The organism is Flectobacillus roseus (genome assembly GCF_030056595.1).
GTDB lineage: Bacteria > Bacteroidota > Bacteroidia > Cytophagales > Spirosomataceae > Flectobacillus > Flectobacillus roseus.
This window is the reverse complement of the sequence record NZ_JASHIF010000005.1, coordinates 13,837-29,164: the sequence shown is the minus strand read 5'-3', so window position 1 is coordinate 29,164 and position 15,328 is coordinate 13,837. Positions and strand designations below refer to the sequence as shown.

At 40.9% G+C, this 15,328-nt stretch carries 18 protein-coding genes; all 18 read left to right on the top strand.

What is annotated here, in order from left to right; genetic code table 11:
• Positions 1-172: 172 nt before the first annotated feature.
• The 18 genes from QM524_RS07160 (at position 173) to QM524_RS07075 (ending at position 15,324) form a co-directional block, all read left to right on the top strand.
• On the top strand, positions 173-967 hold the full coding sequence (locus tag QM524_RS07160) for an SH3 domain-containing protein (protein WP_283344052.1): 795 nt from the start codon (positions 173-175) through the stop codon (positions 965-967).
• On the top strand, positions 942-1,415 hold the full coding sequence (locus tag QM524_RS07155; RefSeq protein ID WP_095167762.1) for a hypothetical protein: 474 nt from the start codon (positions 942-944) through the stop codon (positions 1,413-1,415). Before QM524_RS07160 ends, QM524_RS07155 begins: the two co-directional genes overlap by 26 nt.
• On the top strand, positions 1,415-1,648 hold the full coding sequence (locus QM524_RS07150) for a hypothetical protein (RefSeq protein ID WP_283344051.1): 234 nt from the start codon (positions 1,415-1,417) through the stop codon (positions 1,646-1,648). Before QM524_RS07155 ends, QM524_RS07150 begins: the two co-directional genes overlap by 1 nt.
• A gap of 15 nt (positions 1,649-1,663) precedes the next feature.
• On the top strand, positions 1,664-2,392 hold the full coding sequence (locus tag QM524_RS07145; RefSeq protein WP_283344050.1) for a hypothetical protein: 729 nt from the start codon (positions 1,664-1,666) through the stop codon (positions 2,390-2,392).
• A 23-nt stretch (positions 2,393-2,415) separates the two neighbouring features.
• Positions 2,416-2,916, top strand: coding sequence for a hypothetical protein (locus QM524_RS07140; protein WP_283344049.1), 501 nt, complete (start codon positions 2,416-2,418; stop codon positions 2,914-2,916).
• A 34-nt stretch (positions 2,917-2,950) separates the two neighbouring features.
• Complete coding sequence (locus QM524_RS07135) at positions 2,951-3,265, top strand: hypothetical protein (protein WP_283344048.1); 315 nt, start codon at positions 2,951-2,953, stop codon at positions 3,263-3,265.
• Position 3,266: 1 nt separating this feature from the next.
• Positions 3,267-3,587: a hypothetical protein gene (locus tag QM524_RS07130; protein ID WP_095160456.1), complete on the top strand. Its 321-nt coding sequence runs from the start codon at positions 3,267-3,269 to the stop codon at positions 3,585-3,587.
• Between the two features lies 1 nt (position 3,588).
• The gene (locus QM524_RS07125) at positions 3,589-3,894 is read left to right on the top strand and encodes a hypothetical protein (RefSeq protein WP_283344047.1); all 306 of its coding nucleotides are present in this window, start codon (positions 3,589-3,591) and stop codon (positions 3,892-3,894) included.
• A gap of 2 nt (positions 3,895-3,896) precedes the next feature.
• Positions 3,897-4,046: a hypothetical protein gene (locus QM524_RS07120; RefSeq protein ID WP_283344046.1), complete on the top strand. Its 150-nt coding sequence runs from the start codon at positions 3,897-3,899 to the stop codon at positions 4,044-4,046.
• A gap of 77 nt (positions 4,047-4,123) precedes the next feature.
• Complete coding sequence (locus QM524_RS07115) at positions 4,124-4,831, top strand: transglycosylase SLT domain-containing protein (RefSeq protein WP_283344045.1); 708 nt, start codon at positions 4,124-4,126, stop codon at positions 4,829-4,831.
• Complete coding sequence (locus tag QM524_RS07110; RefSeq protein WP_283344044.1) at positions 4,791-5,153, top strand: hypothetical protein; 363 nt, start codon at positions 4,791-4,793, stop codon at positions 5,151-5,153. The genes QM524_RS07115 and QM524_RS07110 overlap by 41 nt, the downstream gene beginning before the upstream one ends.
• Positions 5,154-5,320: 167 nt before the next feature.
• Positions 5,321-6,247 (top strand): transglycosylase SLT domain-containing protein, encoded by a 927-nt coding sequence (locus QM524_RS07105; RefSeq protein ID WP_283344043.1) that lies wholly within the window; start codon positions 5,321-5,323, stop codon positions 6,245-6,247.
• The gene (locus tag QM524_RS07100; RefSeq protein ID WP_283344042.1) at positions 6,247-6,720 is read left to right on the top strand and encodes a hypothetical protein; all 474 of its coding nucleotides are present in this window, start codon (positions 6,247-6,249) and stop codon (positions 6,718-6,720) included. The genes QM524_RS07105 and QM524_RS07100 overlap by 1 nt, the downstream gene beginning before the upstream one ends.
• A gap of 116 nt (positions 6,721-6,836) precedes the next feature.
• Entirely contained in the window at positions 6,837-7,433 is a 597-nt protein-coding gene (locus tag QM524_RS07095; RefSeq protein WP_283344041.1) for a hypothetical protein, read from the top strand.
• Positions 7,423-8,214, top strand: a complete 792-nt coding sequence (locus tag QM524_RS07090; protein ID WP_283344040.1) for a hypothetical protein — start codon at positions 7,423-7,425, stop codon at positions 8,212-8,214. Before QM524_RS07095 ends, QM524_RS07090 begins: the two co-directional genes overlap by 11 nt.
• A gap of 59 nt (positions 8,215-8,273) precedes the next feature.
• Entirely contained in the window at positions 8,274-8,930 is a 657-nt protein-coding gene (locus QM524_RS07085) for a hypothetical protein (RefSeq protein WP_283344039.1), read from the top strand.
• Positions 8,931-8,932: 2 nt separating this feature from the next.
• On the top strand, positions 8,933-9,526 hold the full coding sequence (locus tag QM524_RS07080) for a hypothetical protein (RefSeq protein WP_283344038.1): 594 nt from the start codon (positions 8,933-8,935) through the stop codon (positions 9,524-9,526).
• Between the two features lie 11 nt (positions 9,527-9,537).
• Positions 9,538-15,324, top strand: a complete 5,787-nt coding sequence (locus QM524_RS07075; protein WP_283344037.1) for a tail fiber protein — start codon at positions 9,538-9,540, stop codon at positions 15,322-15,324.
• The last annotated feature ends 4 nt before the right edge of the window (positions 15,325-15,328 follow it).

Below are 15,328 nucleotides of genomic sequence, written 5' to 3'. Positions count from 1 at the left end.
GAAGTAAGGGAAACTCTCAAGGAAGAAGCTAAGGAAAAAGCTTACACGTTCATTGACTTCGTAATTGGTGCCATATTCATGGCGCTCTTTGTAACCATCGTAGTTTTTGGTGTAAGAGGATTTTCTAAGCTTTTTTCAAAACTTTTCCCCAAACTAAAAAAGGATGAATAGTATGAACTTTCTCGATTATCTAACCACCCTGACCACTGCCGACACGAGGCAGGCGCAGGGAAGGCTTGTGAAAGTCTCTGCTACAACCGCTTACGGATTGACATTCATCTTTTCAGATGCCAAACCAAGCGTAATTACGTATCCCAAAGGCGCTTTACTAGGAAGGATTAGACAAACCACTACGGTAGTTGATAAAAACACAAAGAAAACAGTTGCCTATACTGCCGTTGATTTGGATGAGCCGTTGCTGGTTGATGCAGTAAACCAAAAGTACTTGACTTACTTATGGTTCAAACCTACTGAACTTGAATTTGCGGATAATGGTGAACAACCAAGGGCAGACAACAAAACTGAGTTAGTTCCACTGTATTGCAATACCACCTCAGGTGTGAAACTTCGACCAGAAGCTAATACACTCAAGAAGGAGCTCAAGACGGTTAGCTATGGTAACATTGTAGGATACACCGACAAAAGCACCAAGAAATACCTTACCATTACCTTTTTGAAGGTATTTGATGCCAAAGGAAAGGCAATCGGTTGGGTTGCTAGTGATTATGTATCTTATATCAAGCCACAGTCAAAAGCCCTTCCAAAAGTTGATAGCACAGGAGGTGCAACTACTGTAATTGTTAGTCAAGATGATGACCCTCAATCTGGAATCTCCGATTCAACTGGAGCTGGGATTTTGAAAGTGGTTTTGTATGGCTTTTTCTTTTTGCTTTTTGGTCTGTTCTTCTATTCTAGTTATCGTGCTTATAAAGACAAAAAAAATGAAAGAAAAGCTAAACTGGTATAAGACCTTGTTGGTCACAAAGCCCATCACAGCCATCCTTTTGTTTCTTGTGCCCATTGGACTTATCGGATACTTTATTTTCAATCTCGGTAAAGACAAAGGCTTAAACACTCCTCCAAGTGATGCCCCAAGCCCTGAATACCAACCTCCAACGGCTCAGGAAAAGTCAGTCTTCGAGGAATGGACAAAGACCACAGGGAAAGTAATTGTAGAGCAGGCTCACAACTATTTTACAGCATGGTATAGCAAGGTATGGTATGGCGAAATGCGTGATTTATGTCATACACTCAAGGAACTAACAGATAAAGAGTTGATTTGGATAGCTAACGACTACAACCGAAAATACTTCAAAGATGGGACGTTCTTAACGGAGTTCATTGAGCACAAACTCTATGCAACCGCAGCCTACGACAGTGTACTTACTAGGCTCACAAAACTTAAGGCAAAGTAATGGCAAACATCTTAGATACCCTTGCCAACATCCTTTCTACCGACGAAATCAAGGATTTCATTACAGGCAAGAACAAGCCTGAAATCACGGTGAATACCAACGTAGAGATGGAAACTGAAACAATCAAGAATGTCGCATTCTATTTGTTTCTGGCACTCGGAGGTTTTGCTATCATTTTAGCATTCCTCATGTTTTGGGCAATGAAGTTTGCCCTCTCATCCTTCAAAAATTAACCCCTCAAAATGGCAATGGGAAAGAATTTGGATAAAAATATCAATATCGACGAACTCAAGGCACAAGCGGAGAAAAGAAAGCAAGATGCTGAGCTAGAGTTGCAACGAGTCGAACAACTGCAACAAGAACAAAAAGAAGCTGAGAAACAGCAAAAAATAGATGAAAGGCAGGCTCTTCTCGACAACGTTGCAACCTTCATGGCTCAGTCAAGGCAAGAAGCATTAGCAGGAAATCTCGCAAAGGCGGAAACGCTGAAGGGATTTGCTGAGGATGCCAAAAAGCTGGCAAATGAAATCCAGATTGATGGTGAAGAATTAGAGGAAGACGTAGTTGAACTACCCACTGAGCCATTCTTTGGCAAAGGGTACTCGGTAGCAAGACGATGGATTCTTACCACACTATTCACATTGGCGCTCTTTGCTATTTCAAGCTATCTCAATCACCTTGTCAAGCTTGAGGGGACTGACATCTCAATGGCAGTGCGGTCGGCTTGGATTGACTTCATTATCAAGCTCAATCATTGGTCAATTATGTGGCTCATTGTAGACGTCTCCTTGCTTATCAACTGGAGCGTTGTGTATCGATTCAGGAACAATCACGAAGCACCCGAACATAACTTAATATCGAAATGGTTTCTCAATTGCTCAGACGAATTTCAGGTAAAGCAAGCCTTGTATTTGGTATATGCCAAAGCTTTCTCATTTGCCATCATGTATTTAGCCAGTCCAATCACCAATTCGTAATTAGACAGGCTGTAGTAGACACGATGAAAAGCCTCTATCATAATCTGGAAAGACCTAATAATAGAGGCTTTCTTATCGACAAAATCAACAAAACGGCAGGTGCGCCAAAAGGCTCAGCCTATTGCTCAAGTGGAATCATCTACATTGGTAAGTGTAACAGGCTTCCTGTAAAAGCCACCCCACGAGCTCTATCATGGTTAAGGCACTCAGCTATCAAACGGCAACATGGTAAGGCTATCACCACTGAGCCAGTAGTCAAAGGTGATATTGCCTTATTTAATTGGTCGAAGGGACAGTGGCACGTTGAGGTCGTAACCCAATGGAATATTGCAGGAGACAAAACAAGGTTTCGTACAGGAGGCTTTAATACAGGCTCTCCCTACGACCCAAAACGAAGGAAACAAGGTATTTTCCCACATCTAAGACGAAAACAAGATGCAATCATCCTCAACTACCAAGAGTTCTGGAAGCTCAACAGCAAAGAAGTCAAAGCTCTTAATCATTGGCTCATTCATCGGCATTAGTTTACTCTCCTGTTCTGATGCCCAATATCAAGTAGTGGATCACCTCTTGGGCATTGAAACACCAGAGAAAAAGGATACAGTCGACATTGAAAAGGCTGCCTTTAACAAGCTATCTGAACTAGATACAGTCCCTGAATTCGGAACACTGGACTATTTTGATGCGACGGATACTGCATTCGCTAGATTGGAAGGAAAAACACCGAAAACACTCAATCCATCTACGCCACACAGAAAAACATACCGAAGACCCAGAGACCGATTGTCCATGCGCTCAGATAGCGAAATAGAAAAAGCCTTTGAAGAGGCAAAAAGAAAGATAGCTCAAATGTACGATTCTACTAACCACTAATATGTTACTACAAGTTAATTATGAGCAAATTTTCACACCGATTGTTGTATCTGGAATAGTTGCTCTGGTGGTGTGGATTTTTAGAACAAAAACTGAAGAGACGAAGGAAAGAATTGACGCACGACAGGAAGAAATCAAAGACATTCAAGAGAGGCAAAACAAGCATGGGGAACGTATTGCGGTACTAGAGAAAGATTCTCTTAACCAGCAAAATGGTATCAACGAACTTAAACAAGCTCTCAAGGAACAAAAGGCTGACTTCACGGCTCAATTCAACCATCTCTCAAGTCAAAATAACGAAATTCTAAAGCAGTTAAAATAGCATGAAAAAACTCATCTTTTGCTTACTATTCGGATTTATTCCGATGCTAGGTTTTTCACAAACCCTCAGTCAAGATACCTTATCACCTCCTAGTGTGGTGGTGATTATTGAGACAAATTACGTATGTGATTCAGCCGATTTTCAACCACAAGCACCCCAAAATGCCAAGAAATCAAAGCCTCAAAAATTACCCGTTAAGAAAAAGAAATTCATGAAACGAGGAGATTTTTGGTCTAATGTACTCGACCTTACTAAGATTATTGTCCCTGCATTAGTAACCGTTTTAGCCGCTACTTCAGCTAAATAATCATGGAAGAAAAAGAGCTTGTGTCAGAAAAGTTGCAATACGCTTCTATCGTCGTTTCAATGACTTCAGGTCTGATTTCGATTGTATGGGTATCCTATCAAGCAGGTGTTTTTTTCGGATTATGGGGAAAACCTAAACGTAAAACTTTTTAAGCAAGTTTTTACAATTTGACCCCAAAAACATCGAAATAAGCGTATTAACGCAACATTTTAAAAATTACAATTGTAAAATGTCCCTAATCTGTCTAAACAAACTAGGTTGGAATGTCGATAAAGTCGCATTCGAAAAAGAGGTTAGGGATATTTGTTCCGATCCGCTAATTCGTATCAAAAACCCTAACTGGTTAACGCTTGTCTTCAATGCCGAATCCAGTATGAAGTTTCCGAATGTGAATCGTATTGGTGCAGTAGGCTACATTCAAATTACAAAGTCCACAGCAAAGGATTTGCAAACCACAGTGGAGCACCTGAAAACGCTAAGTCCGATTGAGTACCTGTACTATGTTCGCAAATACTTACGAATGCGAGTGAAACAATATGGAGCACCTGATTCAGCCTACGAGCTTTACGCACTGGTGCATTATCCAGTCGCATTCAAAAAGGCTGAGAACTATGTACTCTATCGAAAAGGCTCTGATGCTTACTCAGGGAATAGCGATTTAGATTACAACGGTGATGGTGCCGTTACAGTCAAAGAAATGAATCAATTCTTTGATAAGCGCTTACCACTCTTGTATGACAAAGAGTTGCTTTTCACTCCAGAGGATTCATCAAGAATTTATCTGGCAAACATTGAACTCAAGTATATCCTTGCAGGTCTGTTTTTTGGATTAGCGATGCTGGTTGGTATAGTATATTATTTTAAGAAAAATCAAATCACTAAATACCTTAAAAATCATGTTCTCTTTAGGAAAAAAGAAAAAAGGCTTCCGATTTGACATCGATGAACAAGTAGAGTACATCGGTGAGCTAAAATCAAAGAAAGGTACATACAAAGTCATCTCTCGTAAACATGAGGATGATAAAGAAGTGTACAAATGTAAGAAAGGTGCTAAAACGGAACTATTCACGCTCTCGGTCTTGAAAAAAGCCAAGGGACTAGGTGCTGTTGACAAGCCTATCTCTATTTCAGATGTAGATGAGCGAGCTAAAGAGCTTCAACGTCGCTCTGGAGTAAAAGAGGTCAAAAAGGTCACTACGTATAACCTATCTCGTAAGGAGGCAAAAAAGATTGCTTTCCAAGAAGCTAGAAACAAGTAGTTATCCGATACCTAACCATTCTAAAATATCATTGGTAGCAAAACCAACATTCCCTAGTTTAAAATTGTCCGTCAATCTTGGATTTTTGCTACCAATTCATTCCTGGCATTTAGTATTTAAGCAAGCCCGGTTATTCTTTTTTGGTAGCAAAACCAAATTTTCATAAAATGAATAAATTAGCAAAAATTCTTCTAGTTGTTTTAACAGTTCTATTACTTGCTGTTGGAGGATACTATTTCTTGAATCGAAAGAAAACGGAGGCAGAAACATTAGCCAAAACAGATGATGCTTTCTATCTGCAGTATGCTGACAATGCTGATACCGTACATACTTTCAACATCAATCGTGCTGTAGAAAATAGTCTAGCCATCGGTTTTTCTGGATTTGCCAATCCAACTGTTGCAGGTACTTTCCCGCTTGTTGACGATTCAGATGCCTCAAAGTTTAACGCTGCCTCACGTCAGAAGTGGGCGAACTTCATCAAAGATACCCTAATGCCAAAATTTGGCTCGTACGTGGCGCACGCCTCGGAGCTAACCAAAGTACCTACGTGGATGATTTGGGGTGTTATGGTGACAGAAATCGACCCAGAAAAGCTTGAGTTTTCAAAGTCTTCAAGTGGTGCAAGAGGTGCCATGCAATTGATGCCAGTCACCGCAACGGATACCATCGTAGTAGCAAAGAAGTATAAGAACTATGTTCCTGATGCTCATGAGGCTATTTTAAAGAAAAATCTTGGAGAGACACGTGCGGAAAAAATCATTGATGCAGTCGATAAATTCGATAGAAGTCTAGTCGAAATCTCTAAGAAATCAAGCCTCAACGACCTCTATAATGCAGAATTAAATATTCACATTGGAGCTCTAAAACTAGCAAACCTTTTGGATATCTACGGTGCTGATGATTTAGCTTCTGTGGTCGTTTCTTACAACAAAGGCGATGCAACGGCAAAAACGAAGTACGGTATTGCTGGGAAAAGTTTGAAATATGCACTTGCAAATACTACTGGAGAGGCTCACGATTACATCCTTCGCACGCTAGGTAAACACGGTGGTTTTGATATTGTCACAAACGATTTAGGAATTCTAGTCTAATGTATCTACTGTTCGAAAGCTTCCGCAACCAAGATTCATACCTATGGCAACGAATGATGGCAGTGGGAGGCAAAGGAGAATGGGTTCATTGCGAAATCCTTTTCGATGAAAGAGCGTGGAGACGAGGTTCTGCATGGCTCAGTCAAGGAGTTGGGTTTAGAAACTTTGAACCCATTGACCCGAAAAAATATGAAGTGTATCAAATCGGGTCACAGCATTGGGAAAAAGCCTATCAGTATTTTGTAGAAAACGAAGGCAAGAAATATGATGCCATCGGAGTGGTAGGAATGGTGTACAGAACTGCCATGCTGGACAACCCTGAGCATAAGTTTTGCTCAGAAGTGTGTTATGAAGCACTTACTCAAGCACAATTCCCATTGCCGAAAGTCGATGCCCGATTGATTAGCCCTTTGCAATTAAGAAGGTTGATTAGAGGGCTAGGATACAAACCACTTGTTTATCAAAATCCATAGGACTACAACTTTTTTTGAAAGAACACAAAAAGAAAAGCGCTGTTTTACAGCTACTTAACTAGTAACATTTGTAGGGCTACAACTTAAAGTTGTAGCCCCATTTAATCACCACAAAAATGGCAAAATACTTATATGTAAAGGAGGATGTCGCTTATGCAGAATACTTCATCGCTCCCGATATTTCATCCCTTGCGTATGCTGCCTACTATGGTGCGTACCTTGGTGAGCTCACTGGTCGAACTGTTCAAGGAATTTCTGGAGACAAAAACACTTTCTTGGAATTCAAAGCAAAAGATGGAGAAACCTACTATGTCGTAAGCACTCTTCCATATTGGGAAAGCTTAGATAGTTTAAAAGACGACAAACCAACTGTATTTGGAGGGACAAACACCAATACGAATAACAATTCTTCAGGGAACACTTTTGGAAAAATCTTAGATGTAGCAAAAGGGTTGTTTGGAATCCTTGGTGGGGGTAGTAACAAAACGGTTGCAACAGACACAAAAGATTCAGAAGCTGACTCAAGTAGTGATACAGAAAGGACTCCACCAGAAGAGCAAGAAAACAAGTATCTAGCTTTCCTCAAGAAGAACATCGTTTGGTTTCTTCCTACAGTTATCCTAGTTCCCATCCTGCTATTCTGGTTAATTAGATGGGCTATTCGAAAGATGAATAAACCTCCAATAACACCACCAGTAACCAATGGAGTATAGAAAGATTGCACTCTTAGACAAAACAGGGAAAATCTCGTATGAATTACTGGAGCAAATTACTAAGGCTATTCAAATTCAACTCCAGAGAGATGTTTCACCCAAATGGGACGTATCGGGTGAGGTAAGAGCTTTTCGTACATTTGGAGAAATACCAGCAGGTTTTTGGACAGTAACAGTTGTCGAGGAAACGGAAAATAAGTTCAACGGAACCCATTGGTATGATTCTACGACAAATATTCCCTATGCTCAAGCAAGACTAACAGATTGGGTTACACAAGAATACTCACAAAACCATCTAACGAAGGTTCTTTCTGAGGAAATCATCGAAATGTGTATCGACCCATACGGACAAAGAATCGTGAGAGGAAAGGACTTTGAGGATAGTACCAAGGAAGTAGAATTTCTAGTTGAACTAGCTGACCCCATTGCGAATCCATCAATCGGCTATTTCGTCAACGACATCTTTGTTACCAATTTTATTTATCCGTCCTATTTCAATGTAACCCATGTAGCTGGTACAAAATACGACCATTTGGGACTACTCAAGAAGCCTCTTGATTTGTTTGATAGAAGCTATCAAATCTTTAGAAGAGCTGGGCAATGGTTCAAAGCTTTTATGGTACAGGGTAAAATAGTGGTGAGGAAAAGTTCAGAAGGTGTACCACTGGAAGCTTTTGAGTCCAAAAAGCTCCTACAATTCTTGGCTTTCATTTTGTCATTATTCCTCGTGGTCTTCTTGATATTTCGATTCTTGGGAGGAAAGTTGAATAGCAAAAAGTAAACACTAAGAAAAGCTTCAGTAACAAAAAACAAACATCTGCTACCCCAAAAATCAATCCTATGAAAGATAAGGACAAAAGCAAAGAAAAGAATAAACTCATTCAGCTTATTGCTTTCATTCTGGTAGCAGTCGTGATGTTGGTTATTCTTTTTCGGAAAAATATCATCTCTCTACTTTCTAAAATTCCCGATAAGAACTCTGCCATCAATGATTTTTCAAAAACACTCGAAGAAAGTAATAGTCAGTTCCAGAAAAGCATGATGGGTTTGGTAGAAAACATTCAAAATAAATTGGACAACTCTACCAAACAGGTCATCAACCAGAATGGAAGTACTATAGTTCTGAAAGGCATCGGCTGGAAACGTACCATTGCTCAAGAGGAAATCACCAGAGGATATGTCGTAAGAGTTCACGAGAATGATGGTATAGACAGTAGCTATAGATATGACCCACATAATATTGAAAACTACGGACTAGCGACAGGTATTGCACTCCATTCGGCTACCGCAGGACAAGAGTGTTTTATACAGGTCGAAGGTACGGCTGAAATACCTAATTGGGGACTACCATCCAACACACTTATGTTTATCGGACCTATGGGAGTACTAACCCCTACTGCTCCTAACCAAGGACTCTCACAAACGGCAGGTAACTCTATTTCACCAGACGAAATCAATATTAACTTTTCACAACCAATCATCCTAAATAACGATTAACAATGCCAAAGGATTTAATTTCTAGGGACTCTGTCACAGGTAGACAAAAAGTCGTCAAATCGGTTACCGTATCCACAGGCGCTGGAGACGCAAGTAAAATAGTAGAGCTGGATGGTGCAGGTAAAATCGACAAATCTGCTTTACCTACTACTGTTGCTGGAGGTACTGCAGCTCAATCAGGCAAAGTGCCAGAACTCAATGGTGCTGGTAAAATTGACCTTTCTCTTTTGCCAGACAACGTAGGTCCTGAATCTATGATAGTAGTTGCAGGTGAGGCACTTTCTGCAAACAACATCGTTGCAATCGATGGTACTGGCAAAGCCGTGAAAGCAGTCAGTACAAACATTGCCAAAATGGCGGTTGGATATGTAAAAACAGCCGTAGCCAATGGTGCCAATGCAGAAGTATTTTTCGGAAACATCAATGCGGGCTATGCAGGTCTAACGCCTGGGCAACCAGTCTACCTCTCTCAAAATGCTGGCGATCCAAAATCTACCGTACCCGTAGCTGGTACAGACACTTTCGCTCAAATCGTAGGCACTGCTGTGTCTAACAGTGCAATCCTATTTGAGGTTGCAGGTATTATTGAACTTTAATCTCACATTTTATGCCTGTAGAAAAGCTCATAACATGGAGTAACGGGAGACAAAAGGTAAAAAGCCTAGCAGTTCTTCCCTCAGCAGGAAGCTTTGACCAAGTTTTGGTAAAGGCTTCCTCTGCTGAGGGTGATGCTATCTGGAAGCCACTCTCTCAAGCAATGGTTATTGGAGCACTGTCGGTTGGTAGTATTAGTCCAAATCTCATTGCTCAAGACCCCAACAACCGATTTATCACGGATGCTCAGGCAAGCTACTGGAATGGCAAAGTAGATAGAAGCGAGCTTTCGGCATACTTGCCTCTGACAGGTGGCAATATGGCTTATGGAGCAAAGATTTCTTTTGACCCAAACTCTTACATTGGATATGGCAATGGTGATAATGCTACAACAAGTACATATAACTTTGAAATTGCCTCTTGGTGGGGAATTGGCTTTAAGGCAACAGTAGATAATATTACTCGTATAGTTTTCGATACCCGTGCGGGTCGTATTCTCAGTAAAGCTCTTAAAGTTTCTGACTTTGCTGATGGTCTAAATTCTGTACCCGTTGTCTCTGATGCAAACGGAAACCTCGTTAAAACATCCTTTGGTGCTGATTGGGTCAATACTAACGCCAACAGACGATTTGTTACCGATAGTCAAGTTACAGCTTGGAATGCCAAGGTTGAGCGTTCGGAGTTAGGAGCTTATTTGCCTCTCGTTGGAGGGATAATCTCTGGAAAGCTTGATATTCTTGCTCAAGGTGGAACTCGTTTGGAGGAAGCCAAACTTTGTATTAATACCTCCAATGTTGCCAAGCCTCCAGCTCTCGCCTTTCATACACCCGGTGTATCAGCCGTACAACTGTATGAGAAGCAAGGACACCTATATGTCAGAAACGATAATAACACGGCCTATGATGACCAGCACTTCAAGGTATGGACACAAATGAACCACGGTATTGGTTCTGGATTGAATGCGGATTTACTTGATGGATATCATGCTAGTTTTTTTACCGATGTCAATAATTTGAATACTAATGCCAGCAGAAGATTTGTCTCTGATACACAAATAAGTTATTGGAATAGCAAAGTAGATAGAGCTGAATTAGGCGCCTATTTGCCTTTAACGGGGGGGTATTTAACAGGGAAACTTGAAATACAAGGGCTTGGTGGTACGCATTGGTCTGATTCAAAGTTAGCCGTTGTCACAACAGACAATACCAAACACCCTTCAATCACCTTGCATTCACCGGGTAATTCTGCTGTTACGATTTATCAGAAAAACTTCGATTTATTCATTCGGTCAGATTATAGTGAAGCAGCTGCTACGACTCATAATCGTATTTGGACTCAGCTCAATCATGGCATAGGCTCAGGCATGAATGCTGATTTACTCGATGGTTTTCATGCAGCCTATTTTACGGACGTCAATAATTTGATTACGACCAGTGGCAAACGTTTTGTGTCAGATAGCCAGATTAGCCAATGGACTAATAAGGTAGAAAGAACAGAACTTGCTTCATATCTTCCATTGACAGGTGGGAATATGGCTTATGGTGCTAAAATTAGCTTTGGAACAAGCGAATACATTGGCTATGGTAATGCCGACAATGCTACAACTACAGGCTATAATTTAGAAATCGCTAGTTGGTGGGGTATAGGCTTTAAGGCTAGCATAGACAATATCGCTCGCATCGTATTCGACACTCGTGCTGGTCGTATCATCACCAAAACAGTTAGAATTACAGATTTTGCAGACGGTGTAAACGCTGTTCCAGTGGTGGCAGATGCCAGTGGCAACCTAGCGAAAACGGCCTTCAGTGCTGATTGGGTCAATACCAATGGGAATCGACGATTTGTCACAGATACACAAATTGCCACTTGGAATGACAAGGTTGAACGTTCTGAATTAGGCGCTTATTTGCCACTTTCAGGAGGTAGCCTAAGTGGACGACTAGAAATCAATGCAGGAGGTGGTACACATTGGTCAGAGTCAAAATTCAATATCATTACAGCTGATGCTACCAAAGCTCCTTCGATGAGCTTTCATCGAATTGGAACTTCAGTGGTGACTTTGTATGAAAAAGATGGAGGACTTCATGTAAGAAATGATTACTCTGAGACAGCCGCTAATGTTCACAAGAAAGTCTGGACAGAGATTAATCATGGAATTGGATCAGGAATGAATGCCGATTTACTCGATGGCTATCATGCTGCTTATTTCATAGATGTGAATAACCTCACCACGAATACTAATCGACGATTTGTCACAGATAATCAAATGACCTATTGGAATGGTAAGGTTGATCGTACAGAACTAGGTGCCTATTTACCATTAACGGGAGGAAGAGTTACAGGACGCTTAGAAGTGTTTAGTGAAGGGGCTGATTTAACTAATGGTAATACCTCTATTGACCAAACCAAACTGGCAATAACAACTACAAATATCAATCGTCCACCTGCTATTGTTTTTCATACTCCTACCGTGTCTTCTGTGGTGTTGTATGAAAAAACTGGGAATTTATACATTCGTGACTTTGGCAGTACCAGTGATAATGTACTTTGGAGTCAGAAAAATCATGGCATTGGTTCAGGATTGAATGCAGATTTATTGGACGGCTATCATGCAAGCTTCTTTGTTGATGTAGACAACCTTTCAACCAACACAGGAAGAAGGTTTGTGACTGATACACAGATTGCTTATTGGAATGCTAAGGTTGAAAGAACAGAGTTGTCCTCCTATCTACCCTTGACAGGAGGAAATATGGCGTATGGCGCAAAAATTAGCTTTGACGCCAACTGTTATGTGGGGTACGGGAATGCTGACAATGCCACGACTACAGGCTATAATTTAGAAATTGCAAGCTGGTGGGGTATTGGGTTCAAATCAACGAATGACAACACCACTCGTATCGTAATGGACACACGTGCTGGACGAATTTTGACTAAAGCGCTAAGAATCTCTGATTTTGCAGATGGTTTAAACTCAGTTCCAGTCGTGGCAGATGTCAATGGAAACTTAGTTAAAACCTCCTTTGGGGCTGATTGGGTCAATACCAATAGCAATCGACGATTTGTCACAGACACCCAAGTAAGCTATTGGAACGGAAAAGTAGATAGAACTGAATTAGGTGCGTATTTGCCTTTAACGGGTGGGTATTTGACAGGAAAGCTTGAAATCCAAGGACTTGGCGGTACACACTGGTCAGATTCTAAATTAGTGGTGGTCACGACAGACAGTACAAAACACCCTTCACTCACTTTACATTCACCCGGTAATTCTGCTATTACGATTTATCAGAAAAACTTCGATTTATTCGTTCGGTCAGATTACAGTGAAGCTGGAGCTAATATTCATAATCGAATTTGGACTCAGCTCAATCATGGTAGTGGTTCAGGAATGAACGCTGACTTACTCGATGGTTTTCACGCAGCTTACTTTACAGATGTCAACAATTTGATTACGACGAGTAGCAAACGTTTTGTTTCTGATAGTCAAATTAGCCAATGGACAAATAAAGTAGAACGAACTGAGCTGGCCTCTTATCTTCCCTTAACAGGAGGTAATATGACTTATGGAGCAAAAATTAGCTTTGGTACAAGCGAATACATAGGTTATGGTACTGCGGATAATGCAACAACTACAGGCTATAACTTGGAGCTTGCAAGTTGGTGGGGCATTGGCTTAAAGTCTAGTTATGATAATACTGCTCGTATCGTATTCGACACCCGTGCGGGTCGTGTCATTACCAAAACCGTGAGAATTACGGACTTTGCAGATGGATTAAATGCAGTTCCAGTCGTAGCAGATGCCAATGGTAACCTTGTCAAAACCTCTTTTAGTTCTGATTGGGTTAATACATACGCCAACAGAAGGTTTGTTACTGATAGTCAAGTTACTGCTTGGAATGCCAAGGTTGAGCGTTCAGAGTTAGGAGCCTATTTGCCTCTAGTTGGAGGGATAATCTCTGGAAAGCTTGATATTCTTGCACAGGGTGGAACTCGTTTGGAGGAAGCTAAACTTTGTATTAATACTTCTAATGTAGCCAAACCACCAGCACTTGCTTTTCATACGCCCGGTGTGTCAGCCGTACAACTATATGAGAAGCAAGGACACCTCTATGTCAGAAACGATAATAACACGGCTTATGATGACCAGCATTTTAAGGTGTGGACGCAAATGAACCATGGTGTTGGCTCTGGCATGAATGCGGATTTACTTGATGGATATCATGCTAGTTTTTTTACCGATGTCAATAATTTGACTACTAATGCCAGCAGAAGATTTGTCTCTGACACACAAGTAAGTTACTGGAACGGAAAAGTAGACAGAAGTGAACTTGGTGCATATCTACCACTCGCAGGTGGTACGATGACGGGAAGAGTCATGTTTGATACAAACTGTTACGTTGGTTATGGTACTGGAGATGGTGCAACACCAACGACCTACAACCTTGAAATTGCCTCTTGGTATGGGATTGGGTTCAAAGATACGAATGCTGGAAAAACGAAAATTATTTTTGATACTAGAGCTGGTCAAATGCAGTCTAAGAAAGTTTTTATTGCTAACTTTGACGAAGCTTCATATCACTCAATATCTCTCGAACAAGGAAAAGTATCTTTCATACCAGCTAATGGTTTGGTTGGTGGTCACATTTCTGTTGGTAACGCTGATAGCGCAACGACTACAGGCTACAACCTCCAAATTGGTTCTTGGTACGGCATCGGCTTCAAAGACACGTGTTTTGGTAATACCCACATCGTTTTTGACCTTCGCCAAGGAAGAATACTTTCAAAAGCAGTACGTATTTCTGACTTTGCAGATGGAACTAATGCGGTTCCTGTTATTTCAGATGCAAATGGCAACCTAGTCAAATCAGCTTTTTCAGCCGACTGGATTAATGCAAATGCAAATAGACGCTTTGTAACAGATGCCCAAATTACCTACTGGAATTCAAAATCGGACAGTAACCATACCCACAATTGGGATAGTATCACTGGAAAGCCAGCGGTATTCAATATTTTATTGCAAGAGAATTCAAACGACAAGGGTATATACAACACCGTTAACTTTTCTTCTGGCGCTTACAACGTGGTGCAAGTAGACGGAAATGTAGTCAGATACCACGTGGATGTAGTCAACGATGATGTCAGATGGTCAAATGCCATTACGAATCCTGTATCAGTTGCTCTGGTGAAAAGTAAAATTGATGGTAAAGCTGATTGGGGACATACCCACCATTGGGATAGTATTGTAGGAAAACCCGCTTTTAACATATCCCTACAGGAAAATGCTGGAGATAAAGGGCAATACAGCACTATCAATTTTTCCTCTGGTGCTTACAATGTTGTTCAAGTAGACGGAAATGTGGTTAGATACCACGTAGATGTGGTCAACGATGATGCCAGATGGTCAAATGCTATTACTAATCCTGTGTCTGTGGCACTCGTGAAAAGTAAAATTGATGGTAAAGCTGACTGGGGACATACCCATAACTGGGATAGCATCACAGGAAAACCGTCCGAGTTTAATCCAAGTGCGCATAGTCATCATTGGGATAGTATTTCAGGAAAACCCTTTGAATTCAACGGAAATGTGGTTTCGACCAACTTCTGGTTCAATTCTAAACATGGTAGTGTCATGGATGGCATGAACTATATTCAAAATATACAATCTGATGTGGTTAATTCAGTTTCTTCCTCAACTAGTGAGCTTAGATTAAACAATATAGAATCGTATGCAAAATCAAGCGCACCTTCAGGGTACCTGACAGTAAACAGTAATGGGAAAGTAGTTTTTGTTCAACAAATGTAACTTA

Excerpts from the sequence above, each read along its gene's own strand:
- QM524_RS07160 (WP_283344052.1), top strand. The coding sequence starts at position 173 with ATGAACTTTCTCGATTATCTAACCACCCTGACCACTGCCGACACGAGG.
- QM524_RS07155 (WP_095167762.1), top strand. The coding sequence starts at position 942 with ATGAAAGAAAAGCTAAACTGGTATAAGACCTTGTTGGTCACAAAGCCC.
- QM524_RS07150 (WP_283344051.1), top strand. The coding sequence starts at position 1,415 with ATGGCAAACATCTTAGATACCCTTGCCAACATCCTTTCTACCGACGAA.
- QM524_RS07145 (WP_283344050.1), top strand. The coding sequence starts at position 1,664 with ATGGGAAAGAATTTGGATAAAAATATCAATATCGACGAACTCAAGGCA.
- QM524_RS07140 (WP_283344049.1), top strand. The coding sequence starts at position 2,416 with ATGAAAAGCCTCTATCATAATCTGGAAAGACCTAATAATAGAGGCTTT.
- QM524_RS07130 (WP_095160456.1), top strand. The coding sequence starts at position 3,267 with ATGTTACTACAAGTTAATTATGAGCAAATTTTCACACCGATTGTTGTA.
- QM524_RS07125 (WP_283344047.1), top strand. The coding sequence starts at position 3,589 with ATGAAAAAACTCATCTTTTGCTTACTATTCGGATTTATTCCGATGCTA.
- QM524_RS07120 (WP_283344046.1), top strand. The coding sequence starts at position 3,897 with ATGGAAGAAAAAGAGCTTGTGTCAGAAAAGTTGCAATACGCTTCTATC.
- QM524_RS07115 (WP_283344045.1), top strand. The coding sequence starts at position 4,124 with ATGTCCCTAATCTGTCTAAACAAACTAGGTTGGAATGTCGATAAAGTC.
- QM524_RS07110 (WP_283344044.1), top strand. The coding sequence starts at position 4,791 with ATGTTCTCTTTAGGAAAAAAGAAAAAAGGCTTCCGATTTGACATCGAT.
- QM524_RS07105 (WP_283344043.1), top strand. The coding sequence starts at position 5,321 with ATGAATAAATTAGCAAAAATTCTTCTAGTTGTTTTAACAGTTCTATTA.
- QM524_RS07100 (WP_283344042.1), top strand. The coding sequence starts at position 6,247 with ATGTATCTACTGTTCGAAAGCTTCCGCAACCAAGATTCATACCTATGG.
- QM524_RS07095 (WP_283344041.1), top strand. The coding sequence starts at position 6,837 with ATGGCAAAATACTTATATGTAAAGGAGGATGTCGCTTATGCAGAATAC.
- QM524_RS07090 (WP_283344040.1), top strand. The coding sequence starts at position 7,423 with ATGGAGTATAGAAAGATTGCACTCTTAGACAAAACAGGGAAAATCTCG.
- QM524_RS07085 (WP_283344039.1), top strand. The coding sequence starts at position 8,274 with ATGAAAGATAAGGACAAAAGCAAAGAAAAGAATAAACTCATTCAGCTT.
- QM524_RS07080 (WP_283344038.1), top strand. The coding sequence starts at position 8,933 with ATGCCAAAGGATTTAATTTCTAGGGACTCTGTCACAGGTAGACAAAAA.
- QM524_RS07075 (WP_283344037.1), top strand. The coding sequence starts at position 9,538 with ATGCCTGTAGAAAAGCTCATAACATGGAGTAACGGGAGACAAAAGGTA.